23 protein-coding genes and 1 pseudogene are annotated in these 25555 nt (G+C 70.1%); 10 read left to right on the forward strand and 14 right to left on the reverse strand.

From position 1 onward, the window contains the following. The first annotated feature begins 54 nt into the window (after window positions 1-54). Window positions 55-1335, forward strand: coding sequence for a thymidine phosphorylase (locus ACWY4P_RS31180; protein WP_456203799.1), 1281 nt, complete (start codon window positions 55-57; stop codon window positions 1333-1335). Window positions 1336-1434: 99 nt separating this feature from the next. Here ACWY4P_RS31180 and ACWY4P_RS31185 read toward each other — a convergent pair whose 3' ends face one another. After that, window positions 1435-2811: an MFS transporter gene (locus tag ACWY4P_RS31185; protein WP_456203800.1), complete on the reverse strand. Its 1377-nt coding sequence runs from the start codon at window positions 2809-2811 to the stop codon at window positions 1435-1437. 159 nt (window positions 2812-2970) lie between these two features. On the opposite strand from ACWY4P_RS31185, the gene ACWY4P_RS31190 reads away from it, so the two are divergent. Next, window positions 2971-3891, forward strand: a complete 921-nt coding sequence (locus tag ACWY4P_RS31190; RefSeq protein ID WP_456213120.1) for a LysR family transcriptional regulator — start codon at window positions 2971-2973, stop codon at window positions 3889-3891. A gap of 33 nt (window positions 3892-3924) precedes the next feature. On the opposite strand, the gene ACWY4P_RS31195 is transcribed toward ACWY4P_RS31190, so the two are convergent. Then, entirely contained in the window at window positions 3925-4689 is a 765-nt protein-coding gene (locus tag ACWY4P_RS31195) for an alpha/beta hydrolase (RefSeq protein WP_456203802.1), read from the reverse strand. A gap of 102 nt (window positions 4690-4791) precedes the next feature. Between ACWY4P_RS31195 and ACWY4P_RS31200 the strand changes: the two genes are divergently transcribed. Beyond that, on the forward strand, window positions 4792-5958 hold the full coding sequence (locus ACWY4P_RS31200) for an adenosine deaminase (protein WP_456203803.1): 1167 nt from the start codon (window positions 4792-4794) through the stop codon (window positions 5956-5958). Window positions 5959-6095: 137 nt separating this feature from the next. Beyond that, window positions 6096-6383: an ATP-binding protein gene (locus ACWY4P_RS31205; RefSeq protein ID WP_456203804.1), complete on the forward strand. Its 288-nt coding sequence runs from the start codon at window positions 6096-6098 to the stop codon at window positions 6381-6383. Window positions 6384-6493: 110 nt separating this feature from the next. Here ACWY4P_RS31205 and ACWY4P_RS31210 read toward each other — a convergent pair whose 3' ends face one another. The 4 genes from ACWY4P_RS31210 to afsQ1 form a co-directional block, all read right to left on the reverse strand. Next, window positions 6494-7087, reverse strand: coding sequence for a VanZ family protein (locus ACWY4P_RS31210; protein ID WP_456203805.1), 594 nt, complete (start codon window positions 7085-7087; stop codon window positions 6494-6496). 127 nt (window positions 7088-7214) lie between these two features. Beyond that, window positions 7215-7817, reverse strand: a complete 603-nt coding sequence (locus tag ACWY4P_RS31215) for a hypothetical protein (RefSeq protein ID WP_456203806.1) — start codon at window positions 7815-7817, stop codon at window positions 7215-7217. Then, window positions 7814-9403, reverse strand: a complete 1590-nt coding sequence (locus tag ACWY4P_RS31220) for an ATP-binding protein (protein WP_456203807.1) — start codon at window positions 9401-9403, stop codon at window positions 7814-7816. Before ACWY4P_RS31220 ends, ACWY4P_RS31215 begins: the two co-directional genes overlap by 4 nt. Continuing rightward, window positions 9400-10077, reverse strand: a complete 678-nt coding sequence (gene afsQ1 / locus ACWY4P_RS31225) for a two-component system response regulator AfsQ1 (RefSeq protein WP_014177233.1) — start codon at window positions 10075-10077, stop codon at window positions 9400-9402. The genes ACWY4P_RS31220 and afsQ1 overlap by 4 nt, the downstream gene beginning before the upstream one ends. 204 nt (window positions 10078-10281) lie before the next feature. On the opposite strand from afsQ1, the gene ACWY4P_RS31230 reads away from it, so the two are divergent. After that, on the forward strand, window positions 10282-11058 hold the full coding sequence (locus ACWY4P_RS31230) for a SigE family RNA polymerase sigma factor (RefSeq protein WP_456203809.1): 777 nt from the start codon (window positions 10282-10284) through the stop codon (window positions 11056-11058). 242 nt (window positions 11059-11300) lie between these two features. On the opposite strand, the gene ACWY4P_RS31235 is transcribed toward ACWY4P_RS31230, so the two are convergent. The 4 genes from ACWY4P_RS31235 to deoC form a co-directional block, all read right to left on the reverse strand. Beyond that, window positions 11301-11963, reverse strand: coding sequence for an ATP-binding protein (locus tag ACWY4P_RS31235; protein ID WP_456203810.1), 663 nt, complete (start codon window positions 11961-11963; stop codon window positions 11301-11303). A gap of 90 nt (window positions 11964-12053) precedes the next feature. After that, entirely contained in the window at window positions 12054-12926 is an 873-nt protein-coding gene (locus ACWY4P_RS31240) for an aldehyde dehydrogenase family protein (RefSeq protein ID WP_456203811.1), read from the reverse strand. Next, window positions 12919-14355: an aldehyde dehydrogenase family protein gene (locus tag ACWY4P_RS31245; RefSeq protein WP_456203812.1), complete on the reverse strand. Its 1437-nt coding sequence runs from the start codon at window positions 14353-14355 to the stop codon at window positions 12919-12921. The genes ACWY4P_RS31240 and ACWY4P_RS31245 overlap by 8 nt, the downstream gene beginning before the upstream one ends. 36 nt (window positions 14356-14391) lie before the next feature. Continuing rightward, window positions 14392-15402 (reverse strand): deoxyribose-phosphate aldolase, encoded by a 1011-nt coding sequence (gene deoC / locus ACWY4P_RS31250; RefSeq protein WP_456203813.1) that lies wholly within the window; start codon window positions 15400-15402, stop codon window positions 14392-14394. Between the two features lie 171 nt (window positions 15403-15573). Here deoC and ACWY4P_RS31255 point away from each other — a divergent pair, with 171 nt between their 5' ends. After that, the gene (locus ACWY4P_RS31255; protein ID WP_456203814.1) at window positions 15574-16254 is read left to right on the forward strand and encodes a PH domain-containing protein; all 681 of its coding nucleotides are present in this window, start codon (window positions 15574-15576) and stop codon (window positions 16252-16254) included. 384 nt (window positions 16255-16638) lie between these two features. Here ACWY4P_RS31255 and ACWY4P_RS31260 read toward each other — a convergent pair whose 3' ends face one another. Both ACWY4P_RS31260 and ACWY4P_RS31265 read right to left on the reverse strand, forming a co-directional pair. After that, window positions 16639-17064 (reverse strand): DUF4267 domain-containing protein, encoded by a 426-nt coding sequence (locus tag ACWY4P_RS31260; protein ID WP_456203815.1) that lies wholly within the window; start codon window positions 17062-17064, stop codon window positions 16639-16641. Between the two features lie 325 nt (window positions 17065-17389). After that, window positions 17390-17836, reverse strand: coding sequence for an anthrone oxygenase family protein (locus ACWY4P_RS31265; RefSeq protein ID WP_456203816.1), 447 nt, complete (start codon window positions 17834-17836; stop codon window positions 17390-17392). A gap of 91 nt (window positions 17837-17927) precedes the next feature. Between ACWY4P_RS31265 and ACWY4P_RS31270 the strand changes: the two genes are divergently transcribed. Beyond that, window positions 17928-18506 carry a TetR/AcrR family transcriptional regulator gene (locus ACWY4P_RS31270; RefSeq protein WP_456203817.1) on the forward strand — a complete coding sequence of 193 codons (579 nt, stop codon included), beginning with the start codon at window positions 17928-17930 and terminating at the stop codon, window positions 18504-18506. Between the two features lie 71 nt (window positions 18507-18577). Here ACWY4P_RS31270 and ACWY4P_RS31275 read toward each other — a convergent pair. After that, window positions 18578-21466, reverse strand: a pseudogene (locus ACWY4P_RS31275) (Tn3 family transposase); the annotation flags it as partial. 113 nt (window positions 21467-21579) lie between these two features. Here ACWY4P_RS31275 and ACWY4P_RS31280 point away from each other — a divergent pair. Continuing rightward, window positions 21580-22170, forward strand: coding sequence for a signal peptidase II (locus ACWY4P_RS31280; RefSeq protein WP_456213121.1), 591 nt, complete (start codon window positions 21580-21582; stop codon window positions 22168-22170). 33 nt (window positions 22171-22203) lie between these two features. Here the strand turns inward: ACWY4P_RS31280 and ACWY4P_RS31285 are convergent, their stop codons facing one another. After that, entirely contained in the window at window positions 22204-24327 is a 2124-nt protein-coding gene (locus ACWY4P_RS31285) for a tetratricopeptide repeat protein (protein WP_456203818.1), read from the reverse strand. Between the two features lie 323 nt (window positions 24328-24650). On the opposite strand from ACWY4P_RS31285, the gene ACWY4P_RS31290 reads away from it, so the two are divergent. Continuing rightward, window positions 24651-24920 (forward strand): hypothetical protein, encoded by a 270-nt coding sequence (locus ACWY4P_RS31290; protein ID WP_078610493.1) that lies wholly within the window; start codon window positions 24651-24653, stop codon window positions 24918-24920. After that, complete coding sequence (locus ACWY4P_RS31295; protein WP_456203819.1) at window positions 24913-25521, forward strand: DUF6879 family protein; 609 nt, start codon at window positions 24913-24915, stop codon at window positions 25519-25521. Before ACWY4P_RS31290 ends, ACWY4P_RS31295 begins: the two co-directional genes overlap by 8 nt. Window positions 25522-25555 lie beyond the last annotated feature (34 nt).

Raw genomic sequence — 25555 nt, forward strand, 5'->3', positions numbered from 1 at the left:
ACGAGCGTTGCGGCGCTCGATCGCCCGATTCCCCCGAAAGGCCCGCACCCCACCATGGACGCCATCACCGTCATCCGCGCCAAACGCGACGGCGGCCGCCTCACCGACGCCCAGATCGACTGGATCATCGACGCCTATACGCGCGGTGAGGTCGCCCACGAGCAGATGTCCGCGCTCGCGATGGCGATCTTCCTCAACGGCATGGACCGCGCGGAGATCGCCCGTTGGACCGCCGCGATGATCGCGTCCGGCGAGCGCATGGACTTCTCGTCCCTTCCGCGCCCGACCGCCGACAAGCACTCGACCGGCGGCGTGGGCGACAAGATCACGCTGCCGCTGGCCCCGCTGGTGGCCGCCTGCGGCGCGGCCGTGCCGCAGCTGTCCGGGCGCGGCCTCGGCCACACCGGCGGCACGCTCGACAAGCTGGAGTCCATCCCGGGCTGGCGGGCGCGGCTCTCCAACGAGGAGATGCTGCGGGTGCTCGAAGACGTCGGCTCCGTCATCTGCGCGGCGGGCGAGGGGCTGGCGCCCGCGGACCGGAAGCTGTACGCGCTGCGCGATGTGACCGGGACCGTGGAGTCGATTCCGCTCATCGCGAGCAGCATCATGTCGAAGAAGATCGCCGAGGGCACGGGCTCGCTGGTGCTGGACGTGAAGGTCGGCTCCGGCGCCTTCATGAAGGACCTGGCCTCGGCGCGGGAGCTGGCCGCCACGATGGTGGGCCTGGGAACCGACCACGGGGTCCGTACGGTCGCCCTGCTCACCGGCATGGCCACCCCGCTCGGCCGCACCGCGGGCAACGCCCTGGAGGTCCGCGAGTCCGTGGAGGTCCTGGCGGGCGGCGGCCCGGCCGACGTCGTCGAGCTCACCCTCGCCCTCGCCCGCGAGATGCTGGACGCGGCGGGCCTGCCGGACGCCGATCCGGCCAAGGCCCTCGCGGACGGCTCCGCCATGGACCACTGGCGCCGCATGATCGCCGCGCAGGGCGGGGACCCGGACGCGCCGCTGCCCGTCGCCCGCGAACAGCACGTGGTGACGGCCGAGTCGACCGGCGTGCTGACCGGCCTGGACGCGTACGCGGTCGGCGTCGCCGCCTGGCGGCTGGGCGCGGGCCGCGCCCGCAAGGAGGACCCGGTGCAGGCGGGGGCGGGCGTGGAGATCCACGCCAAGCCGGGGGACGCGGTCCGGGCGGGCGAGCCGCTGCTGACGCTGCACACGGACACGCCGGAGAAGTTCGACTACGCGCTGGAGGCGCTGGCGGGGGCGGTGCGATACGCCCCGCCGGGGACGGAGTTCACGGCCGAGCCGATCGTCCTGGACCGCATCGCGCCGTAGGAGAACGCGGCAGGACAGGATGGGCGAAGGGGCCGCTCCGCCGGGACAGTGGCGGAACGGCCCCTTCGGGCTCTGTGGTTCTTCTCGGGCGCCGGGCCGTTACGCCTGTGCGGCCAGCCGACGCAGGCCCTGCGTGGTCTCGTTGGTCTTGGTCTGGTGGGACGGCGCACACCGCTCGGGCTGCCGCGCCGACCGGGCCACGATCTCCGCACGCCGCTCGGCCAGCGCCTTCCGCGTCGCGTAGAGCGTGATCGCCGCCGCGCCGGCCACGGCCACCAGGCCGAGCACGACCGTGCCGGTCCAGCCCGCCGTGTGGAAGGCGAGCGCGCCGAGGGTGCCGCCCACGCTGCTGCCGATGTAGTACGCGGTCTGGTAGAGCGCCGAGGCCTGGGCGCGCCCGGTCTTGGCGGCCCGGCTGACCGAGGAGGAGGCCACGGCGTGCCCCGCGAAGAAGCCCGCGGTGATCAGCACCAGGCCCAGCAGCACCGCCGTGAGCGAGTCGCCGAGGCTCAGCAGCAGCCCGGCCGCCGTGGTGGTGACCGCCACGTACAGCGCGCCGCGCCGGCCGAGCCGGCCGACCAGCTTTCCGGCCGCCGCGGAGGAGGCCGTACCGACCAGGTAGATCAGGAAGATCGAGCCGACCAGGGACTGCGAGAGGTTGAAGGGCTCGGCGACCAGGCGGTAGCCGATGACCGTGTAGACGCCGCCGAAGACGGTCATGAACAGCGCGCCGATCGCGTACAGCCTGCGCAGCAGCGGATCGGACAGGTGCCCGCCGACGGTACGGGCCAGGGCGCGCGGGCTGACCGCGGAGGGGGTGAAGTGGCGCGCCTTGGGCAGCAGCAGCCGGAAGGCGATCGCGCAGAGGAGCGACAGGACGCCGACCGTGCCGAGCGACACGCGCCAGCCCCAGCCGTCCGCGATCCAGCCGGTGAGCAGCCGGCCGGTCATGCCGCCGAAGCTGTTGCCCGCCACGAACAGGCCGATGGCGCCGATGAGGGAGGCGGGGCGCACCTCCTCCGAGAGGTAGGCCATCGCGGAGGCGGGGATGCCGGCGATCGCGGCGCCCTGGACGGCGCGCAGCGCGATCAGCCAGCCCAGGTCCGGGGCGAAGGGCACCGCGAGGCCGACCGCGACGGCGACGGCGAGCGAGCCGGTCATCATCGCGCGGCGGCCGAACCGCTCGGACAGGGCGCTGAGCGGGAGCACCGCCAGGGCCAGCGCGAGAGTGGCGGCGGACACCGTCCAGCTCGCCTGGTCCGGCTGGACATGGAGATCGGCGGAGATCGCGGGCAGCAGTGCCTGGGTGGAGAAGAGAAGGGCGAACGTCGCGAGACCGGCGGCGAAGAGAGCGAGCCTCATCCGGCCGAAGCCGGGGTCTCCGGGGCTCATCCGGCCGGGGGTCGGGGTCGACGATGTATCGGCGGAGGCGTCCACAGGGGTTCCGGTGGACGCCTCGGTATCAGCAGGAGACATGCCTCGACCGTATGTGTCCCTCTTTTGATGCGTCCAATGCACGGAATTGCCATAATCGATGCTGTGGAGCATCAGCCAAGGTCAGCGCGATCACTGTCACGCCTCAGCAATGAAAAAGACATTCCCGTGACAACCGGGCCCCCGGCTGTCGACCAGGTGATGGCCGAGTTCGAGGCCGACTCCTGGGCCGCGTCCCTCACGCCCCGCCTCGTGCAGTTCGCGGCGGTGGCCCGCCACGAGCACGTCACCCGGGCCGCGCAGTGGCTCGGCGTACCCCAGTCGACGCTCAGCCGGGCGATGGTACGCCTCGAAGCGGACCTGGACGTCGCCCTGTTCGCCCGCCGCGGCCGCACCGTCGCGCTCACCCCCGCCGGCCGCACGTTCCTGCGTGCGGTGGAACGGGCGCTGGCCGAGGTCGAGCGCGCCGCCGAGTCCGTACGGGCCGACGCCGACCCGGCCGCGGGCAAGGTCGCCTTCGGGTTTCTGCACACCCTCGGCCCGGAGACGGTACCGGGTCTGATCCGGGCCTTCCGGGTCGACCATCCGCGCGTGCGCTTCCAGCTCGTCCAGAGCTACGGCGAGGCGATGATCGAGCGGCTGCGCGCGGGCGACCTCGACCTCTGCCTCACCTCACCCATCCCCGACGCCCCGGACCTGGTCGCGCGCCGCCTCGACGAGCAGCGGCTGCGCCTGGTGGTGCCCGGCGACCACCGGCTCGCCGGCCGCAAGCGGATCCGGCTGGCCGAGGCCGCCGCGGAGCTCTTCGTCACCCTGGAACCGGGCTACGGGCTGCGGCGCATCACCGACGCGCTGTGCGCCGAGGCGGGCTTCAAGCCGAAGATCGCCTTCGAGGGGGAGGAGGCCGAGACGCTGCGCGGCCTGGTGGCCGCGGGGTTCGGGGTGGCGCTGCTGCCGCCCCCGGCGGTGCCGCGCCCCGGGGTGGCCGAGCTGACGGTGACGGCTCCGCGGGCGGTCCGCGAGATCGGCGTCGCCTGGCTCGACGGCCACCCGGACACCGCGCCGGTCGCGGCGTTCAAGCGATTTCTGCTGGGCCGCCGCGGGCAACTGCTGCCGAGGTGAGCCCTGTCCAGGTGAGCCCTACCCCGGCTCGGCTCACCGCGGCAGCGAGGAGCCGAACCCCGCCGCCAGCGGCATGCGCAGCCCCAGCGGCGGCGGGGCCGCGAGCGCGTCCGCGACCGGGCGGGAGAAGCCGTGGGCGAACAGCGAGCCGAGCAGGAAGTCGGCGGCCAGCGCCTGGACTTCGGAGCGGTGGTGGTGCAGGCTGTGCCCGTCCGTGTGGACCTCGAAGCGGCACACGTCCCGGTTGGCCTTCTTGGCCCGCTCCGCGAGCCGGTACGACAACTCGGGGTCGGTCCGCTGGTCGTTCGTCCCGTGGGCGATGAGCACCTGCCGCCCGACGAGCTGCTTCACCGGCTCAGGTTCCAGCGCGGACTCGGACGCCGGCAGCCACGGGGCCAGCGCGACCACCGAGACGACGGCGTCGTGCCCGGCGGCCCGCAGAGCGGCGCGGGCGCCCATGCCGTGGCCGACGAGGCACACCGGCACATCGCCGTAGCGCCGTATCACCTCATCCGCCGCCCACTCGGCGTCCGCCGCGGGGTCGGCCGCGGCGTCGTTCCAGCCGCGGTGGCGGTAGTGGACGACATGGGAGGTCAGCCCTTCGGCGCGGCCCGCCCTGACCAGCCGCCGGGCCAGGGGCAGCACCGATGCCGCCGACAGCGGCGAGGGCCGCCCGGTGCCGGTCTCCGGCCCTCCCGGGAGCAGCAACACCACACCGTGGACGGTGTCTTGCGCGGCGGCCGCGCCTCTCGGCCGCCCCAGCCGGGCGCCCCGCTCGGGCAACGCTTGCTGAGCCATGTCGACACGATCGCAGAAGGAGCGGTGTACTCCACCACTCGTGCGGGTCACTGTTGCATATCTATCGGAAGCCATCTACGCGCGTAGGGGTATGGTGCGCAGATGACGAGCGAGTACCACGACCGACCCACCCCCGAGCAGATCCGCCGCGCCCCGAAGGTGCTGCTGCACGACCATCTGGACGGCGGGCTGCGCCCCGCCACCGTCGTCGACCTCGCCCGCGAGACGGGCTACGACGCGCTGCCGGAGAGCGACCCGGCGGCGCTCGGCCGCTGGTTCCGGGAGGCCGCCGACTCCGGTTCGCTCGAGCGCTACCTGGAGACCTTCGCGCACACCTGCGCCGTCATGCAGACCCGCGACGCGCTGTTCCGGGTCGCCGCCGAGTGCGCCGAGGACCTGGCCGAGGACGGGGTCGTCTACGCGGAGGTGCGCTACGCCCCCGAGCAGCACCTGACCCGGGGGCTGACCCTGGAGCAGGTCGTCGAGGCGGTCAACGAGGGCTTCCGCGAGGGGGAGCGGCGGGCCCGGGAGAAGGGCCTGCGCATCCGCGTCGGCGCCCTGCTCACCGCGATGCGCCACGCCGCCCGCGCGCTGGAGATCGCCGAACTCGCCAACAGCTACCGCGACCGCGGCGTCGTCGGCTTCGACATCGCGGGCGCCGAGGCGGGCTACCCGCCCACCCGCCACCTCGACGCCTTCGAGTATCTGAAGCGGGAGAACAACCACTTCACGATCCACGCGGGCGAGGCCTTCGGGCTGCCCTCCATCTGGCAGGCGCTCCAGTGGTGCGGCGCCGACCGGCTCGGCCACGGCGTCCGCATCATCGACGACATCCAGGTGGCCGACGACGGGAGCGTGACCCTCGGCCGGCTCGCCTCGTACGTCCGCGACAAGCGCATCCCGCTGGAGCTGTGCCCGACCTCGAACCTCCAGACGGGCGCGGCCCGTTCGTACGTCGAGCACCCCATCGGGCTGCTGCGCCGACTGCAATTCCGGGCGACCGTGAATACTGATAATCGTCTGATGAGCGGTACGAGCATGAGTGCCGAATTCGAGCACCTCGTTTCGACGTTCCACTACACGCTCGACGACATGCAATGGTTTACGGTCAATGCAATGAAATCGGCGTTCATTCCTTTTGGTGAACGTCTGGCGATGATCAATGACGTGATCAAGCCCGGATATGCCGAATTGAAGTCCGAATGGCTGTTCCGCCAGATGGCCTCAGCATCGCCCCTGGCCAGGGGGTATGGCGGCGAAGGAAGCTGATCGTACGGGCGGGGAAGCGGGCGGGGATAAACCGCCGGAAGGCAAGCGGCAGTCGTTTTTCCGGGTTTGCGGGAAGCCGAAATCCATCGCTACGTTGCCGTACCGGTCAAGCCCCCGTCTCAAGGACAAGATTTCTGATGAAGCAGGGAACCATCAAGACTCTCGGCGCCATTGCCCTCGGTGCGGTCGCCGTCATTGCCGGAGGCGGCACCGCGGCTGCGGTCGGCAACGCCCCGGCCGGGCCCGCGAGCCCCGCCATGGGAGCCGGGCAGGCGAAGGCGGTCGCCGGGCAGGGGCCCGCACCCCAGGGCCCGGCCCCGCGGCCGGGCCAGCCCGCCGCCAACAACAAGACCCTGTTGGACAACCTTCCCCTCCACACCAACTCCCTGAAGGCCGGCGGTCTGCCGGGCGGTCTGCTGGGCTGACCCCCGTACGCCCCCAGCTACCGCTGGGAGGTGCCCCCTGGCAGTGGGGCCCGCACACCCGGACCGGGCGTGCGGGCCCCACTGTGTGCCGCCTGTTGTGCCGTCTCGCCCTACGGCGCGACCCCGACGCTGTGGATGGAACGGGCCATGGCCTGGACGCCCCCGTCCCGTTCCCCTTCCCAGCCCTCGTCGCCCTCGCCCTGGGGGAGGGCCGCGGCCCGCCTCCGGTCGGCCCGCCGGCGGAGCCAGGCCCGTACGGCGGGGACCACCGCGAGGTGCGCGAGCGCGACGCCCGCCGTGTTGAGCAGCACCGTGTCGACGTTCATGATCTGGCCGGTGAGCTCGCTGTGCACCAGCGCCATCGTCAGGGAGATCATCGCGCCGGTGAAGACCGTCCGGACGAACGAGGCGAGCGGGTACACCGTCACCCGGCCCCCCGCCAGCGGCAGCAGCACCCCCAGCGGCGCGAGCAGCAGCAGCCCCCCGCCGATGCTGCGGGTGGCCTCCCAGGGGCCGAGCGCCAGGTCGGCGCGGATGGTGGCCAGCGGCTCGAGGGACACGGCGGTCACCCAGGGCGCGGACAGGGGGCGCAGAGTCAGCCAGCACACGTACGAGAGGTGTGCGGCGAGAAGGACGAATCCCGCGGCGCGGAAGCGGAAGGCGGCCCTGCGGCGGCCGGAACCATGACCCTGCACGCCTCTCATGACGCCTGGTGCGGGGGTCGCGGTTCCGCCGGAGCCGCGCTGGTGAGAAACGGGTTACCGGTGAGTCGGGCCGGCAGCCGGGAGCAAGGCGGGAGCGCGGGGGGACGCGGCGGACTCAGCGGCGGACTCAGGAGACGAGCACGCCGGAATTCACCGCGATCTCGGGGTGGCGGCGCATCTCCTGCGTGCACTCGTACCGCCTGAGCGGATCCTGGCCGGCGTCCGGGCCGCCGAGCACCACCCGGTGCCTGGAGTCCGCCACGGTGGTCTCCGCGTAGGTGCAGACGATCTGCGCGAGCGCGTAGGACTGCAGCTCCTCCGGCAGCCGGTTCAGCCGCAGCGCGTGATCCGGGTCGCCCTTGGCCGGCCCGGAGATCCGTACCCAGTCCTCCACCGCGGTGGAGAACCCCGCCCCCTCCTCGGCCACCGACGGCGGCTCCCGCAACTGGTCCAGCAGTGCGCGGGCGACCTGGAGCGGCTCGGGGGGCGTCTTCTCGGCCGTCAGCCGCGTGGAGCGGCTCACCGAGAGGATCCGCGAGGTGCAGAGCAGATAGACCCGTACGGTGACCCGGCCCGCCCCCTCGGCCGACCGCCCGGGCTCGGGCGCCTGACACGAGGCGCGCGAGGGGGCGGGGCCCGCGTCCACCGGCACCGACGTACCGCGGATGCCGCATCCCGAGGCCAGCAGCGCCACCGCCCCGAGCAGGGCGCCCGCCGCTCGCCGCCTCATCGCTCGCTCCCCTCGTCCGGGCCGTCCTGACGGGCGTCCCGGCTGCCGTGCTGAGTGTTGTCCTTGCCGCCGCCCTGGCCGCCGCCCTCGTCCGGCTCGCTCAGCCGCGAGGCGTCCATGGGCAGGCGCAGCGTGAAGACGGCTCCGCCGTCGGGGGAGTTGTCCGCGGTGATCTCGCCGCCGTGAATGTGCGCGTTCTCCAGCGCGATCGACAGGCCGAGGCCGCTGCCCTCCGACCGGGGCCGGGAGGCGCTGGCCTTGTAGAAGCGGTCGAAGACATGCGGAAGCACGTCCTCGGGGATGCCCGGACCGTGGTCCCGGACCCGGATCAGCAGATCGTCGTCCTCGGGCCGCACCGAGACCCGGACCGGCGAGCCGCCGTGCTTGAGGGCGTTCCCGATCAGGTTGGCGAGGATGACGTCGAGCCGCCGGGGGTCCAGCCGGGCCACGATGCCGCGCTCCGCGTCGAGCTCGACCGCGTCCAGCCAGGCCCGGGCGTCGATGCAGGCCGTCACCTGGTCCGCGACATCGACGTCGTCGAGGACCAGCCGCGCCGTGCCCGCGTCGAAGCGGGTCACCTCCATCAGGTTCTCCACCAGGTCGTTCAGCCGCCGCGTCTCGCTCACCACCAGCTGCACCGCCGGGGCGATCATGGGGTCGAGCGCGTCGGTCTCCTCTTCCAGCACCTCCGTCACCGCCGTGATCGCGGTGAGCGGGGTGCGCAGCTCATGGGACATGTCCGCGACGAAGCGGCGGCTGGCCGCCTCCCGCGCGCTCAGCTCCTCCACCCGCTTCTCCAACCGCTCCGCGGCCCGGTTGAAGGTACGGGAGAGATTGGCGAGCTCGTCGGTGCCGGAGACCTCGAGCCGGGTGTCGAGGTGCCCCTCGCCCAGCCGGTGCGCCGCCTCCCCCAGCCGCTGCACCGGCCGCAGCACGGTGGTCGCGGCGGCCTGCGCGAGCAGCGCGGAGCCGATCAGCGCCAGGGCGGTGGCGATGCCCAGTGACCAGGCCAGGGAGTTGAGGTCCTGGCGCTCGGTCTCCAGGGACTTGAGCATGTAGCCGGTCGGCCCGCCGCCGTTCACCCGGGCGCCGCCGATCAGGTACGGGGTGCCCTTCAGCGTGATCCGCTGCCAGTAGAGGTGATACGGGGAGGTGTTGGAGCCCGCGACGGCGCGTTTCTTGTCCACCGCGCTCCGCAGCGCCGCCGGAACCGTCTTCAGCGTCAGCAGATCGTCCGCGGAGGCCGCGGTGCACGGGCCGCCGCCCCCGGTCCGGGCGATCAGCAGCACCTCGTACTTCTGGGTGTTGTCCGCCATCCGATCCGCGGCATCTTGCAGTTCGGGACAGGTCGGCAGGGCGGGCAGCGGGTCGGTGACCTCCTTCAGCGACTTGCGGAAGTCGTCGAGCGCGGCGTCCTGGGTGCGGGTGAGCACCGCGTCACGGTTCAGCCAGTACGCGATCGCCGACGCGGACACGGCGGCGGCCAGCGCCACCAGACCGAATACGAGCATCAGCCGCAGCCGCAGGCTGAGCCACCGCAAGAGCCCCGCGGCCCAGCCGCGCGCCCGGCTGGGCTTCTCGCTCACTGTGGCGCGTCCAGCCGGTATCCGACCCCGCGCACCGTGCGGATCAGCGTCGGGGACGACGGCACGTCCTCCACCTTCGCGCGCAGTCGCTGTACGCACGCGTCCACGAGCCGGGAGTCACCCAGATAGTCGTGCTCCCACACCAGCCGCAGCAGCTGCTGGCGGGACAGCGCCTGCCCCGGTCTGCGGCTCAGCTCCAGCAGCAGCCGCAGCTCGGTGGGGGTGAGCTGCAGGTCCTGGCCGTTCTTGGTCACGGTCATGGCCGCGCGGTCGATGACCAGACTGCCGAACGACGCGGAGTCATTGGCCTCCCGCTCGCCGCGGCGCAGCACCGCGCGGATCCGGGCGTCAAGCACCCGGCCCTGCACGGGCTTGACCACATAGTCGTCCGCGCCCGACTCCAGCCCGACCACGACGTCGATGTCATCGCTCCGCGCGGTCAGCAAGATGATCGGCAGCTGGTCGGTGCGCCGGATACGGCGGCACACCTCGAAGCCGTCGATGCCGGGCAGCATCACATCCAGCACGATCAGATCCGGCCGCTGCTCGCGCAGCAGTTTCAGGCCGTCCTCGCCGGTCGCCGCCGTCGCCACGCGGTGGCCCTGGCGGGACAGGGAGAGTTCGAGGGCCGTGCGGATGGCGTCGTCGTCCTCGATCAGCAGAAGGAAAGGCACGTTGGTCATTCTGGCCTACAAGGGGCCTGTAGTTCGACCGTCAGGCGGTCAGGAGGTTCATTCACCCCCTACCCCTGTGACGAGGCTGTGACAGTCGGCAGACAGGGCCATGAAACTGGCCCGGCAGTCTTTTGGTCACCGGGAGGGACGACGGCCCGGGAAGCACAGCGAAACCGAGCAAGCTCTACCGACGGGGGGCGCGAGATGAACACACTGCACTTCAACAACGCCAGCGCAGTCATTCGCACGCGCCTCCACGACGCCGGCCGGAGCAATGAGAAGTCCGGTGCCGTGAGCGGGCGGGGGTGCGCTCGCGGCACCGGGCGTCAGCGGCCTTCTTACATGGTGGCCATTGACGCGACCGAGCAGGGGGGCTCCGCGGACCAGGGGGGACGCGGAGGAAGCGGGGGGAGCGGGGGAAGCTCGTACAGGGAGGCATCGGGGGAGCGGTGCGGGGCGTCGGAGGTGGAGTTCACCGCCTACGTCCAAGAGCGCCGCGCCTCCCTGTACGCCACCGCCTACCACCTGACCGGCGACCGGTTCGAGGCCGAGGACCTGCTGCAGAGCGCGCTGTTCTCGACCTACCGCGCCTGGGACCGGATCAGTGACAAGGCGGCGGTCGGCGGCTATCTGCGCCGCACCATGACCAATCTGCACATCAGCGCCTGGCGTCGGCGCAAGCTCAACGAGTACCCGACGGAGGAGCTGCCGGAGACGGCGGGCGACCACGACGCGATGCGCGGCACCGAGCTGCGCGCCGTGCTGTGGCAGGCCCTGGCCCGGCTGCCCGAACTACAGCGCACGATGCTGGTGCTGCGCTACTACGAGGGTCGGACAGACCCGGAGATCGCGGACATTCTCAACATCAGTGTCGGAACGGTCAAGAGCAGCATCTGGCGCTCGCTGCGCCGGCTGCGCGAGGACGAGGTCCTCAGCTTCGGCCGGGACGAGGAGGAGTCCTTCGGCGAGCTTGTCGCCTGAGGATGAACGGGGGATACGGGGGAAAGCGGGGGGACCACGGGGGCCGGCGTTCGGGGGAGCGTCGGTAATACGGGGGAAGCACGGGGGATCACGGGGGAAACGAGCGGGTCCGGACGACCGGGGGGGTCTGTCCGGGCCCGCCTTTCCGTGTGTCAGGAGGTCCTGCGCCGGGAGGTCCTGCGCTGGGAGGTTCTGCCCCGGGAGGTCCTGCGCTGGGAGGTTCTGCCCCGGGAGGTCCTGCGTCAGGAGGTTCTGCTCGGCGCCGTCGGCTCCGCGGTCCTCGCGCCGGGGAAGGCCCGCCCGGAGGCCGCCGCGGCCGCGATCCGGCCCATCGCCACGCCCTTCCCGCACGGGTACGCCCCCAGCGCCGTCTGCCGCGCCACGATCCCGCGCTCCGCGCGCATCAGCCGCCAGCCCCGCCGCAGCAGATAGGGCGCGGACTTGCGCCCCTCCCGCAGATCGCGCACCAGCCGTCGGCGGAAGGTGGTGGAGGGGCGCCCGCGCAGGCAGAGGGCGTCGGCGAGGACGCCGAGGGCGCGGCAGCGCTCGATGATGTCGGCGGCGAAGATCCCCTCGGCGACGAACAGCGGCGTGCGGCCGATGTCCAGCGGCTCGGCGCCGACGCGGGCGCTGGTGGCGATGTCGTACACCGGCACCGTCGTACGGGACGTACGGCACAGCGCCTCGATCGCCGCGACCGCCGCGTCCGCGTCCCATGACAGCGATGAGTCCCAGTCGGCGCCCGCCCCGCCCGGGAGCTGTGGCAGCGAGGGGTCGTCGCCCTCCTTGTAGAAGTCGTCCAGATTGAGCACGGGCAGGCCGGTGCGGGCCGCCAGGGACGACTTCCCGGAGCCGGAGGGGCCGGACAGCAGGACGACGCGGGCAGGTATGGGAGGAATGGTCACGGGACACCAGTGTGAGGCATGGCGCTGCCGGAGGGACCCCTCAGGTGGTGTGGTGTTCCCCCGGCGGTCGCGTGGCGTTCCCCCGGCGCGTCATACCCCCATCGGGTGCCACACCGTCTTCGTCTCCAGGAAGGCCAGCAGCCGGGCCGTGCCCGGGTCGGCCGACCAATCCACAGGCTGTGGACGGACGACGCGCTTGAGGTTGTCCGCGGCCGCCTCCTCCAGCGAGCGGGCCAACTCCGCGTCCGCGCCCGCGAGGTCGATCGCGTTGACGTCCTGGTGGGCGGCGAGCGGGGTGGCGATCTCGGCGGTGCGGCCGGAGAGCACGTTGACCACGCCGCCGGGGAGGTCGGAGGTGGCCAGGACCTCGCCGAGGGAGAGGGCCGGGAGCGGGGCCCGCTCGCTCGCCACGACCACGGCCGTGTTGCCGGTCACGATCGCCGGGGCGATCACGGAGACCAGGCCCAGGAACGGCGACTCCTGGGGCGCCAGAACGGCCACCACGCCGGTCGGCTCGGGCGTGGAGAGGTTGAAGTACGGGCCCGCGACCGGGTTGGCGGCCCCGGCGATCTGGGCGACCTTGTCGGACCAGCCCGCGTACCAGACCCAGCGGTCGATCGCGGCGTCCACGACGGCGGCGGCCTTGGACTTGCCAAGACCCTCCGCGTCGCCGACCTCCCGCGCGAACTGCGCGCGGCGGCCCTCCAGCATCTCCGCGACGCGGTAGAGGACCTGGCCGCGGTTGTAGGCCGTGGCCCCCGACCAGCCGCCGAACGCCTTGCGGGCGGCGACGACCGCGTCGCGGGCGTCCTTGCGGGAGGAGAGCGGCGCGTTGGCGAGCCAGCGGTCCTTAGGGTCGGTCACCTCGTACACCCGCCCGCTCTCGGACCGGGGGAACTTGCCCCCGACGAACAGCTTGTAGGTCTTGAGAACGCTCAGCCGGTCAACCGTGTTGTCAGACATCGAGGTACGCCTCCAGGCCGTGGCGGCCGCCCTCGCGACCGTATCCGGACTCCTTGTAGCCGCCGAAGGGAGAGGCCGGGTCGAACTTGTTGAAGGTGTTGGACCACACCACGCCCGCGCGGAGCTTGCTCGCCATCCACAGGATGCGCGAGCCCTTCTCGGTCCAGATGCCGGCGGACAGGCCGTACGGGGTGTTGTTCGCCTTCGCGACCGCCTCTTCCGGGGTGCGGAAGGTGAGGACGGAGAGCACCGGGCCGAAGATCTCCTCGCGCGCGATGCGGTGCGCCTGGGTGACGCCGGTGAACAGGGTGGGGGCGAACCAGTAGCCGGAGGTGGGCAGCGCGCACTCCGGGGCCCAGCGCTCGGCACCCTCCGCCTCGCCCGCGTCCGCGAGGGTACGGATCCGGGCCAGCTGCTCGGCCGAGTTGATCGCGCCGATGTCGGTGTTCTTGTCCAGCGGGTCGCCGACCCGGAGCGTGCGCATCCGGCGCTTGAGCGCGTCCAGCAGCTCGTCCTGGATCGACTCCTGGACGAGGAGGCGGGAACCCGCGCAGCAGACGTGGCCCTGGTTGAAGAAGATGCCGCCCACGATGCCCTCGACGGCCTGGTCGATCGGCGCGTCGTCGAAGACGATGTTGGCCGCCTTGCCGCCCAGTTCGAGGGTGACCTTCTTGTCCGTACCGGCGACCGTACGGGCGATCGCCTTGCCGACCTCGGTGGAGCCGGTGAAGGCGACCTTGTTGATCCCCGGGTGGGCCACCAGCTCCGCGCCCGTGGAGCCGTCGCCGGTGATGATGTTGACGACGCCCTTGGGGAGCCCGGCTTGGCGGCAGACGTCCGCGAAGAAGAGGGCGGACAGGGGGGTGGTCTCGGCCGGCTTGAGGACGACCGTGTTGCCCGCGGCGAGGGCGGGGGCGATCTTCCACGCGAGCATCAGGAGCGGGAAGTTCCAGGGGATGACCTGGCCCGCGACGCCCAGCGGGCGGGGGTCCTTGCCGTATCCGGCATAGTCGAGCTTGTCGGCCCAGCCCGCGTAGTAGAAGAAGTGCGCCGCGACCAGGGGGAGGTCGACGTCGCGCGACTCACGGATCGGCTTGCCGTTGTCCAGCGACTCCAGGACCGCGAGCTCGCGCGAGCGCTCCTGGACGATGCGGGCGATGCGGAAGAGGTACTTGGCGCGCTCGGCGCCGGGCAGCGCGGACCACTTGCCGAAGGCCTTGCGGGCCGCCTTGACCGCGCGGTCCACATCCTCGGCGCCCGCGTGGGCCACCTCGGACAGCGTCTCCTCGGAGGAGGGGGAGACGGTCTTGAAGACCTTGCCGTCGGCGGCCTCGGCGAACTCGCCGTCGATGAAGAGCCCGTAGGACGGGGCGATCTCGACGACGGAGCGGGACTCCGGCGCGGGCGCGTACTCGAATGCGTTGGTCATGGCTGGGTTTGTGTCAGCTGGGTTTGTCATGGCGCCTCAGTCCACCGTCACATAGTCGGGACCGGAGTACCGTCCGGTGCTCAGCTTCTGGCGCTGCATCAGCAGGTCGTTGAGGAGGCTGGAGGCGCCGAAGCGGAACCAGTCGGCCGTCAGCCAGTCCGCGCCCAGCGTCTCGTTGACCAGCACCAGGTACTTGATCGCGTCCTTGGAGGTGCGGATGCCGCCCGCGGGCTTCACTCCGACCTGCACCCCGGTCGTGTCCCGGAAGTCGCGCACCGCCTCCAGCATGAGGAGGGTGACGGGGGGCGTCGCGTTGACCGCGACCTTGCCGGTGGAGGTCTTGATGAAGTCGGCGCCCGCGAGCATCGCCAGCCAGGAGGCGCGGCGCACATTGTCGTAGGTCTGAAGCTCGCCGGTCTCGAAGATGACCTTGAGGTGGGCGGCCGTGCCGCTGCCGTCCACGCGCCGGCACGCCTCCTTGACCTGCCTGATCTCCTCGAAGACCTGGAGATAGCGCCCGGACAGGAACGCGCCGCGGTCGATCACCATGTCGATCTCGTCGGCACCGGCGGCCACGGCCTCCCGGGTGTCGGCGAGCTTGACGGCGAGCGCCGCCCGGCCGGAGGGGAAGGCGGTCGCGACGGAGGCCACATGGACCTCCGACCCGCCGGCCTCGGCCAGGGCCTGCTTGGCGGTGGCCACCATGTCGGAGTAGACGCAGATCGCCGCGACCTTGGGGACGGAGCGGTCGGTCGGGTCGGGGCTGACCCCCTTGGCGCACAGCGCCCGGACCTTGCCCGGGGTGTCCGCCCCCTCCAGGGTCGTCAGGTCGATCATGGAGATGGCCAGGTCGATGGCGTACGCCTTCGCCGTGGTCTTGATCGAGCGGGTGCCGAGCGCGGCGGCACGGGCCTGAAGGCCGACCGCGTCGACGCCCGGCAGGCCGTGCAGAAAGCGGCGCAGCGCGCCGTCGGTGGCGGTCACATCCGCCATCGACGCCAGTCGCTCGGCCGCCTCCGCGCCGTATGCGGGAACTGTGGTGGGCATGGTCACCAGGGGAGCATATCTACGCGCGTAGCCGAATGTCACCCCCCGGCCCGTTCCCGTGGGCGCTCCCCGGGCCGGGGACACCCGGCGGTCCCGCGCCGTACCGGCCGGGAGGCGGGCGGGGCACGGGCCGAGCGCGCGGGCCCGCGCCTGTGCGGCAGAATCGGCCACATGACGAGCCCGGACGACTCCTCGCACGACTCCTCGGCCCCGCGCGGGCCCGACCCGGAGACCGCCGCCCCGGAGACCGAGTACGCGGACCGCGTCTACCGCTCACCGGGCGGCATCGCGGGCGGCGTGCTGCTGCTCGCGATCGGCGTCTGGCTGGGGATCGACGCGCTGATCCGGGGTGAGGGGCGGACGCCGTGGGTGGCGCTTGCCGGGCTGCTGTTCGCGGTGCCGCTGGTGATCGCCTTCACGGTGCGGCCCGCGGTGCACGCCGGTCAGGACCGGCTGCGGGTACGCAACCCCTTCCGCACGATCACCCTGCCGTGGAGCTCGGTGGAGGCGGTGCGCGCGGGCTACTCCAGCGAGGTGCTCGCGGGCGGCGCGAAGTACCAGATGTGGGCCATCCCGGTGTCGCTGCGGCAGCGCAAGCGGTCCGCGCGGCGGCAGGCGCGGGCGGCGACCGAGGACCCATTCCGGCGTACGTCCGTCCAGGCCGCGGCGGACGCGGACGAGCAGCGGCGGGCCCAGGCCGACCGGTCCATCGACGAACTGCGCGGTCTCGCGGAGGCGCACGCCGCGCGGGAGGGCGCGCAGGGCGAGCCCGAGGTGCGCTGGGCGTTCGAGGTCATCGCCCCGGCGGTGGCCGGGGCGGTGCTGCTCGCGGTGGTGCTGGCGATCACCTGAGCGGCCGGAGTGGGACCGGGACGGCGAGGAGACCGAGCGTGACGACGGCCCCGGGGGACAACGGAACAGCGGTTGGCGCTTGCCGGTGGGGATGATCAGGTCGGGCTGGATCTGCTCGACCGACTCGCCGTTCGCGCGGCGCCGCAGCACGGTGGTCTTTGAGTGAGAACGAGTTCTGCGAACCGAACCGGTGCTTCGCGATCGCCGGGCCGCCGTCTTGGATCTTGCTCGGGCAAAGGACCGTTTATGAAAATCGGGGCAGGGGGCCGCGCTGCGCCATCCCGGAGAAACGGGACCAGGCCGCCGCCCACTGGAAGAAGATCGTGCGCCTCGACTTTCCCGGCAGGCGCTGACAGGCGAATACCGACACGCGCCAAGGTGGCGTTAGGCGGGTTGCGGGGCGGGCGTTGCCGGAGCGGCCGCGACCTTGCGGGTCTCGCGCATTATCAGCAGGCCGTTGACCACCATCAGTGTCGCGGTCAGGCCGTGGACGCCGAGCGCGGTGGCCACGGAGCCGTGGTGGGCCAGCACGGTGGTCATGTCGCCGTACGCGGCGAGGGCCTCCACCAGCAGCGCCCAGCCCAGCGCCCGGCGGTGGCCCGTCACCAGCAGGATGCCCAGGACCAGGGCCAAGACGACGTCGCGGATGCCCTTGATGATCAGGAAGCCGTCGCCGTCGCCGGACGGCCAGCTCGGCAGGCCGAAGCCTGGTGCCGTCGTCTCCGGGCGCAGGATGAACTCCGTCCCGAACCAGAGGATGAAGAGGATGAAGGCGGCGGCCAGGACGGTGTTGATCTTCTTCAGCGACATTGTTCTTCTCCTTGCGAGTCTTCGTCGGCTTGGTGAGCTTCGTGGAGCTTGCTGAGTCATGTGGGGCCTGATCAGGCCGCGCGGACGCGGCTGATCGAGGGGCGTGGTTTGTCGGGATCGCCGTTGTGGGATCTGAGCGGCAGCCGCATTCCCGGATGTCGGGATTTCGGTGGCCGGCTGCCGCCCGGGGAGTGGGGATGGTGCGCCACCGGCGCGGTGTCGGCCCGCGGGGTCGGTAATCCGAAGCCCTGTCGGGCTCACCCCGACGGGGCGAAAGCCGTCGACGTAACGGGGCGAATCAGTGCATGTCGGGGCGGCTTTGGTATCAGGTGAGGGCGGCGACCAGCAGGGCGAAGGCGGCGATGATGACGGCGACGCGGACGTAGTGGAAGCGTTCCCAGCGGTTCATCTGCTGCTTCCAGTCGGCGGGCCGGTTGTCAGGGGTCCACGTCTTGTTCCGGTTGTTGATCGGGACGAGCAGCAGAATCGACATGATCACGCTGAGCATCAGCAGCGCGCCGGCGGTGACGACGAGGCCGGTGCCGTGGTGGTGCCATCTGGCGATGGCCCAGACCGCGACGAGGGCGAGCGAGCCGATGTACCAGACCGGCATCACGGCGCCGAGCATCCGGCCCCCGTGGGCATGGCCGAGTTGGCCGCTGTCCTCGGGGAGTGCGTTGAAGATCCGGTTCATGACGAAGGCGACGGAGAACTCCACCCCCACCATCACGCCGACGACCACGGTGGTGACGACCTCAAGTGCATCGAGCATAATGACCCCTTCGGGAATCTAGCGTCGCTAGGTGATGAGGTAACGCTAGTACTACTGCCGCTCGGTTGTCTAGCGGTGATAGGATCGAATCATGTCGGTACAGGAACGCAAGCAGCGCGAACGGGTGGAGCGCGAGCGCCTCATCGTGGCGACGGCCCGCGAACTCGCCGAGCAGCAGGGCTGGGACGCGGTCACTACCCGCCGGCTCGCCGAGCGCATCGAGTACAGCCAGCCCGTCCTCTACAGCCACTTCCGCGGCAAGCGCGAGATCATCGGCGCCGTCGCCCTGGAGGGCGCCGCGGAGATGGCCGTGGCGGTGCGGGCCGCGACCGCCGCCGCGGACGGCCCGCGCGCCCGGGTCGCCGCCCTCGCGCGCGCCTACCTCGACTTCGCCGCACGCAACCCGGCGGTCTACGACGCCTTGTTCCAGCTCGACGGCGGTCTCGCGTACGCGCAGGAGGACACCCCGGAACCTCTCAAGGACGCCTTCGCCGCGCTGCTGGAGAGCCTGGGCGAGGTCGCCGGGGACGGCGTCCACCCGGGGCTGTTCACTGAGGTGTTCTGGGCGTCCCTGCACGGGCTGGCCACCCTGACCCGGGCGGGACGGCTGCTGCCGGAGGACGCCGCGCAGAGGGTGGAGCTGCTGGTGGACCGGCTCGCCGTGGTCTGACACACCGTCCCGGCGGGCACGCAGCCGGGGCCCTCGGGCCCCCGCCGCTGCCTGCGGCAACGCTTCGTCGCCGGGTCACGCAGTGGGCGCAGGCCCTCGCGTGGCGGGCGGGCGGCGAAGCTGTAGCGGCCCAGGCAGTTGAGGTTGGCGTGCTTCAGCGGGGAGACCCGGGCCACGTCCTTGTCCAGGACGTCATGCTCCCGCTCCTCGGGCGGCAGGGCCCGCAGGCGGTCGACGGCGGCGTCGAGGTAGCGCGTTGTCCAGAGCACGGCGGCATTGAGGACCAGGCCGAGCGCGCCGAGTTGGTCCTCCTGCCCCGTCCTGTATGCCTGCATGATCTGTCCGCGCTTGCCGTTGCAGATGTCGCGGGCGAGCTTGTGCCGTGACTCCTGGACGGTGAGTTGCCGGTTCATCTGGCGCCGGTAGGTGTCGTCGACCGGGTCGACGACCCGGAGCAGGTGCAGGGTCTTGGCGATGCGCCCGTACTCGGCGAAGGCCTGGCCCAGCGGGGTCGGCCGCCCCTCGCGGCCGAACATCCGCAGCAGGTCGTACGCGCGGACCTGCCCGGTCACCAGTGAGCCGGTGACCCGCAGCATGTCCGGCCAGTGTGTGGTGACCTTGGTCAGGTTGACCTTGTTGCGGGCCAGGTCCTCCAGCGGCCCGTAGTCACCGGTCTCCACACCGGGCATCTCCGCCCGCCAGAACCGCTGGTCGCCCAGGTCCTTGAAGCGCGGCGAGAAGTTGTAGCCCAGCATCGTGAACAGGCCGAACACCATGTCGGAGTACGAGGTGTTGTTGGTGGCGACCATCTCCGGCTTCACCCCGGAATCCAGGTTCAGCAGCGCGTCCAGGATGTGCAGGGAGTCGCGCGGCGTGCCCGGCACGGGCATCTGCCCAATACCCGCGACCTGGTCATTTACTGCGTTCAGCCAGGTGATGCCGCGCTTGAAGTGGTAGTACTTCGGCGACGGCCCGGCGTGGATGGTCCGCTTCGGGACAACGAACCGCAGCCCGTCGACCGAGGCCAGCAGGCCCTCACCCCAGAACTTCACGATCGGCACCTTCGCCTGCGCCTCGATCAGCTTCGCGTTCGCCGCGGCGATGGTGTCCACCCGCAGGTAGTACTGATCGACGTGGACCAGCCGGGCCCGCGTGAGCGCCTCGTCCTCGGCGTCGATGACCGGCGTGTACCCGATGTTGCACGCCTCGCTCACGAGCAGCGCGACCAGCGAGGTCTTGATGTCCTCCATGCGCGTCCGGCCGTCGCCCAGGTGCACGAAGGCGTCCAGGAACCCGGTCCAGGAGTCGACCTCGAACAGCAGGTCTGGCAGGTCGATCTTCGGGAGCATCTTCGCGGTGGTCTGGCGCAGCCACTTCAATGAGGCGCTCTCGCCGAGTGCGCCGAGCCGGTCCACGTTCAGCTTCAACCTGCCGTTGGGCTGGATCTCGAAGCTGAGCTTCGCGTCCTGCGCGGCCTTCTCCAGGCGCTCCGCCATCAACTGCCAGGCCGCATCTAGCGCCTTAACCCGGCCTTTGAGATGCTCCTCGACCGGCTCGTTCAAGCTCAGGCCCGCCAGGGTGTCCTCGCGCACCGCTTCCCACGCCTTGCCATCCAGCAGCCGCGCCCGCGGGTCGGACCACCGGTTCGACGGTGACGCGAACACGTCCCGACGCTGAAGTGCGCGATAGAGCTGTTCCAGCACGCACACCACGTACGCGTCACGGCCCACCGCCCCGGCCGGGAGGCCCGCGTTGTTGAACACCGCCCGCCGCCAGGCCGGCGGGACCAGCTTGCTGTCGATCTCCCTGGGCAGCAGCGGCTTGTCCTTCACCCGGCGCCTCGACAGTGCGGGCAGCTTCTGCACGGCGGCCAGTACCCGGCGCCCGCCCGACGCGGCCCCGAGCGCTGTCGACTCCCCGAGCAGGGTCAGGAACGGACGCACCGTGTTGTACCGGGAGGCCAGCAGCGCGCGGACCGCCGCCTCGGCCGCGTCGTCCCCGGGCGGTACCAGTTCCTCCACCGTCGCCGCGGCGGCGTGACCTCCTCGCGAGGGGCGACGGACTCCACCGCCCGCCACAGCGCGGCCACGTCCAGATCGGTGCCGTGCTCCTCGACCAGCCCCATCTCCTTGCCGAGCACCCGCCAGACCGCCGTCACCAGCCGCGATGCCTTCTCCAGCCGGGGCAGCGTCGACAGCCGGTTCGGCGGAATCTGCTCGACCTTCACCTTCCCCAGGCGGAAGGCCGCGATCTCGTCGGCCCGCTCCAGCGCACCCTTCATCGCGTTGCCGAGTCGGCGGCCGGCGCATCCGCTCCAGCTCCGAGAGCCGCTTTCCCTCCGGCACCTCCAGCAGCGCGACCAGGTCCCCGGGCAGCGAGGCGTCCGCGCGGCGGGCCGCGTTCGCCACCGTCGCGTACAGCCGCTGCTCGGCGATCCTGCGCACTTCCGCGACCTGCCGGGCCAGCACGCTCACCCCGGGCAGCAGCACCCGGTTCCGGCGCAGCCAGTGCACCGACTGGTTGAACAGCGCCACCGGCCCCTCGGCATTCGTCCACGCCCTGCCGTGCAGGAACGTACGGAACAACCGGCCCCACTCAGGGTCTTCGTACTGGTGGTAGCCGTAGGCGTCGCGGATCTCCCACGCGTGCTCGTACGCCGTCTTCAGCCGCTCGGTGTACTGCTTGATGCACGAGACGTCCTCGATGCCCAGCTCCTGGCCGAGGTGCTCGATGACCGGCCACGGTACCGCGAGCGGGTCCTCCAGGAACAGCCCGACGTAGCGCACTGTGCACATCTGGAGCGCGAACCCAAGCCGGTTCTGATCCCCACGCCGCTTGCCGATCAGCGCACGGTCGACGTCATCGAGGTAGAAGAACCTCTCCAGCTCGGGCCTCGTCGGCTCCTCGGCGAACTTCCCGTACGCCTCGGCCTGCTCATCAGTCAGAAATTCCACCGGCACGGCCGGACCGTAGCCCCGCGGCGACCAGCTCAACCGAGCTTTGCCGAACCTCGGCAGAGCCGTTGGACGCTCTGCTAGACGGCAAGATCAGCCCTCAGCGCCAACCGCTGTCCATTGTTCCCCGGGGCCGGACGACAAGCGATACGCCCAAGAGCGACACACCCGCCGAACCGCGGCGGGTGTGGCTGCTGTGGGTGGTGGCCGGTATCGCGTACGCCATCGACTTGGGGAGCAAGCTGGCGGTGGGCGCGGGGCTGGAGGGGCGTGCCTCTGTCCCGGTGATCGGTGCCTGGATGGAGCTGCGGGTGCAGCGCAACCCTGGCGCGGCGTTCGGCCTCGGTGAGGCGACGACCATCGTGTTCACGCTGATCGCGGCGGCCGTTGCCGTCGCCATCGTCTGGGTGTCACGCCGGTTGACCAGCACGCCGTGGGCGATCGCGCTGGGGCTGCTGCTGGGCGGGGCGCTCGGGAACCTGACGGACCGCCTCTTCCGGTCCCCCGGCGGCATGCAGGGCGCGGTGGTCGACTTCATCGCGGTCCGCGACTTCAGTGTGATGATCCTCGCCGACTGGGCGATCACGTGCGGGGGCGCCCTGGTGGTCCTGCTGTCCTTCCGCGGGGAGGAGCTGGGTCCCATGAGCAGTCCATCCGATGCCGCGGGCGACAGCGGTCCGACTCGGCAGGGAGGGGTCGGCGCTTCATAGGTGACCGCCTTGAAGCACCGTGCCGATTGACCGCTATCGCCTCGCTCTGAACTGCCCCAGGAGTTCACGGCTTGCGACCGTGAAAGGATGGTCGAACCCCAGGCTACGTTCTCGTCTTGCCACGACATCAACCATCAAGTCGACTCCCGATTCTGTATAACCGAGTGCGAACTGGGTCCGGGCGAAGAGCTGTTGCGCTGCCAGTGCCGTCGGGTAGTCGGGGCCAAAGCGATCTTTATAGGCCTGGCAAACCAGCTGTATCGCCTCGTCGGCGGCAGTGAACTGACCCAGCACATACAGTGCCCAAGCGTAATTATGTCGGGCGCCTAGAGTAACTGTGTGCTCGGGGCCGAGATGGAGATCACAGTCCGAAGGCAACGAAAGTAGTGTATCGCTATTGGCAGTCAGCTCATCGGCAGACAACATCGTGAGCAGGCTGGCACGGGAACGCAAAGTCAGTGGGTGCGCCGCCCCGAGTACTGCTTGGCGTCCCGTCACTACTGACTTCAGAAGCGTAAGGGCTTCCTCGCGCCTGCCGAGATTTGCGAGTACGAGTTGGAGGCCGTGACTGGTATCGAGAGTGTCGGCGTCGTCATTCCCGAAAATGCCCTCTTGGGCCGCTCGTACGTTGCGCAGTAGCAGCTCGGCCTCGGTGTATCTACCCAGCCGGAAGAGCGCCCGGCCGGCCCTTGAACGTGTTGCCAGTACCAGCCGATGTTCTGCTCCGAGGGACTGTTCCGTGAGGTTCGTCGCAGCATTGGCCGTCTCCCAGGCGGACATGTAGTCCCCGGTGCGGTGAAGAGCGATGGACAAGCGTTTGGCTACAGTCAACACGTCAGAAATAATCGATGGTTGTGAGGCATGCCCCAGCAGAGCAAGCGTGTGAGGGGCGAGTAGGCGTAACTGCGGATCGTACGGGCCGGCGTCGGGACGGGCGGGGACGGCCGCGTCAAGTAACCGGGCAGCCGTCGTGTCGAGAGTGGGGAGTCTGTCACGAGGTGTGGAAGCGGCGACACTGTCGAGCAGTACACCGTGGCTCTGCGCACAACGAACGCCAACGTCGACCAGTTCGGTCAGTGAATGGTCCAACAGCGCTCTCAACGCTGTTTCACACCGAGCGCGAGGGAGAACACCACTGATTTCAGGCCGGTTCAACAGAGACAGTGGCAACGGCTCGGGAGCGAAGCGAGCCAGCAGCCTGAGAAGGGAAGCCGCCTCCGGAAGGCCGCGGGCTTCGAATGCATCGAGTGACAGCTGCCAGGTTCGACCGACCAGGTGCCGGGGGTCCGCGTCGGACAAGACGTCAGCTCCTTGATCTATGAGCTCGACCCACTCGCCATCGTCCAGGTGGCGCCCGTAGGCGTCCATCGTCCAAGGGTCGAGTACCTGGTGGGACAGGAAGCCACCCGCGAGCGTGAGCGCGAGCGGCAGCCGCCCCAGTCGGTCGGCTATGGCAGCGGCCTGCTCCCTCGTGCCACTCTGCGGAGCAAGGTCGCACAGCACTTGGGCCGCGTCGTCGCGCGGTAGTACGCCGATGTGCTGCAACTCCGCACCGGGCCACCAGCGAGCGGCCGCGCGACGAGTAGTGACCACGGTTGTACCTCGCGAACTGCTACGGAGCCAGCTGCCATCACGAAGGATCTCGGGGTCGTCTGCATTATCGAGCACCAACAGCCAGGACTCAGGGGAACGGTCGAGACAGTGCCACACGAGATCAGCCGCAGGCCGGAGCCCATTTCTGGCAGCCAGTAGTTCGCCGTCGCCGGCACCTCGGTCAGCTGCGACGGCCAGCATGCCGGCACGTAAGCTCGCACGGTCAGCAGCATTCACCCACAGGCCGATCCGCCCGCTCTCCTCAGTGGCGAACTGGAAGAGGACATAAGCCACGGCTGTCTTACCGCAGCCACCCATGCCATGGAGCACGTAGACCTCACCACCGCGCTCCCTTCCGACACTTGCCTGCAAGCGCTCCAACACCTCGGCGCGGTCGCGCAGGACCGTGGGCGCCCGACCAATCGCCGGACGACGAACAGAGTCCGGACCGCCCATTACGGCTCTTTCGGCCCCATAGTAATGATGCTCATTGATGTGTTGGTCGCCTGCGGACTGGTAGACACGACCGTCATCCTCAGCGTGGCCGTCCATGGTTGCGCTCATCGAACTGCAATTTGTCGATACGGCTCGGTTGCGGAAATCCGCGCCCTGTGTGAAATGGATGTCTGCATGACTCCCTCTGTGGCCATCGAACAAAGGTCCGGCTTCGCGCCAATAGATCGGATAGGATGGCTATGCCGTGATTGCGTGATGATGCTTTGTGGCCGCATATCATTTCACTGCTGAGCCCACTCAACAAGGATCACCACTCAGTCGTTTGCCTTTGGCATATGCCTGATGACTTGAACTGTGCGCCATGCGTGGTCAACCCGATGTCGCAGCAGTATGGTTGGCCAAAATCTGGGTACGGTCAGGGAGTGATGGCTATGGCTAGGCCGTGGGAAGCCGACCCGTCGACGACCTTCAAGAGGCGTCTGGGTAAATCACCCCAAGAACTAGGGACGACGACGGATAATCCGGACTGCCCTGATATCTGGGAACTTGGTAATGGTGATGTCGCTATTATCGGAAGGGACCTCACGGACTCACTCGGCAAGTCCCTGCCTCCAGGAGTCTCTGTGGGAGCCGACGAGCGGCTGGTAGTAATCCCCAGGAGCATGATGATCGCAGCGAAGCCGGATATCCCCAGTGTTTGATTCGTTTCCGAGCGGCGCCTCCGAGCGCTTGATGCGTCCGGCGTATCACGAGGATTTTCGCCGCGTTTATGAGGGCGGCATCGGATTTCTGAACAAGCTGGAGCGCGGCCAGAACTTCAAGGAGCGAGGCTTCTCGAGCTGGGAAGCCTTTGCTGCCGGAGAGTGGACTGAAGCGCTATCTCTTATCGAGGAGAAGCGCGAAGTATACGCCAAGCAATTCCGAAAGGCTTCCGAGCTCAACGTCACAGAGCGCCGTCTTCGGGTTGTGGAGTTCCCTGTTACTCCCTACGTGCAGTGGGAGCTGTTCGTGCTCCGTCTGCGCGTCGAGTTGGGTGATCAAATCAAGGTCGTCGATGCCCGTAAGATCGTGGATGTCGAAGAGCGACGTCCTGTCCCCGAAGTTGTGATTCTTGGGGATGTGGCCATGTATGAAGTTGTTTATGATGACGACGGAAATGCGGCAGGGGCCAATCGGTTCACGAATCCAGAGCTGATCAAAGAAACATCGGTCGGCTTCAACGCTCTTTACGATCGCGCCGAGCCGTTTTTTGATTTCTTCGACCGGGAAATCGTCCCTCTATCGCCTCCCGTTGTTAACTAAGACGCCGTTTCTGATGGCGGCACACCGCACAGGA

Source organism: Streptomyces sp. LZ34 (assembly GCF_053890475.1).

Bases quoted from the DNA above. Each gene is read 5' to 3' on its own strand.
- ACWY4P_RS31195 (WP_456203802.1), bottom strand. From the start codon at position 4,689: ATGGCTCAGCAAGCGTTGCCCGAGCGGGGCGCCCGGCTGGGGCGGCCG.
- ACWY4P_RS31245 (WP_456203812.1), bottom strand. From the start codon at position 14,355: ATGACCAACGCATTCGAGTACGCGCCCGCGCCGGAGTCCCGCTCCGTC.
- ACWY4P_RS31255 (WP_456203814.1), top strand. From the start codon at position 15,574: ATGACGAGCCCGGACGACTCCTCGCACGACTCCTCGGCCCCGCGCGGG.
- ACWY4P_RS31210 (WP_456203805.1), bottom strand. From the start codon at position 7,087: ATGAGAGGCGTGCAGGGTCATGGTTCCGGCCGCCGCAGGGCCGCCTTC.
- ACWY4P_RS31285 (WP_456203818.1), bottom strand. From the start codon at position 24,327: ATGAGCGCAACCATGGACGGCCACGCTGAGGATGACGGTCGTGTCTAC.
- deoC (WP_456203813.1), bottom strand. From the start codon at position 15,402: ATGCCCACCACAGTTCCCGCATACGGCGCGGAGGCGGCCGAGCGACTG.
- ACWY4P_RS31185 (WP_456203800.1), bottom strand. From the start codon at position 2,811: ATGTCTCCTGCTGATACCGAGGCGTCCACCGGAACCCCTGTGGACGCC.
- ACWY4P_RS31205 (WP_456203804.1), top strand. From the start codon at position 6,096: ATGAAGCAGGGAACCATCAAGACTCTCGGCGCCATTGCCCTCGGTGCG.
- ACWY4P_RS31240 (WP_456203811.1), bottom strand. From the start codon at position 12,926: ATGTCTGACAACACGGTTGACCGGCTGAGCGTTCTCAAGACCTACAAG.
- ACWY4P_RS31230 (WP_456203809.1), top strand. From the start codon at position 10,282: ATGAACACACTGCACTTCAACAACGCCAGCGCAGTCATTCGCACGCGC.
- ACWY4P_RS31290 (WP_078610493.1), top strand. From the start codon at position 24,651: ATGGCTAGGCCGTGGGAAGCCGACCCGTCGACGACCTTCAAGAGGCGT.
- ACWY4P_RS31260 (WP_456203815.1), bottom strand. From the start codon at position 17,064: ATGTCGCTGAAGAAGATCAACACCGTCCTGGCCGCCGCCTTCATCCTC.
- ACWY4P_RS31180 (WP_456203799.1), top strand. From the start codon at position 55: ATGGACGCCATCACCGTCATCCGCGCCAAACGCGACGGCGGCCGCCTC.
- ACWY4P_RS31270 (WP_456203817.1), top strand. From the start codon at position 17,928: ATGTCGGTACAGGAACGCAAGCAGCGCGAACGGGTGGAGCGCGAGCGC.
- ACWY4P_RS31265 (WP_456203816.1), bottom strand. From the start codon at position 17,836: ATGCTCGATGCACTTGAGGTCGTCACCACCGTGGTCGTCGGCGTGATG.
- ACWY4P_RS31215 (WP_456203806.1), bottom strand. From the start codon at position 7,817: ATGAGGCGGCGAGCGGCGGGCGCCCTGCTCGGGGCGGTGGCGCTGCTG.
- ACWY4P_RS31200 (WP_456203803.1), top strand. From the start codon at position 4,792: ATGACGAGCGAGTACCACGACCGACCCACCCCCGAGCAGATCCGCCGC.
- ACWY4P_RS31190 (WP_456213120.1), top strand. From the start codon at position 2,971: ATGGCCGAGTTCGAGGCCGACTCCTGGGCCGCGTCCCTCACGCCCCGC.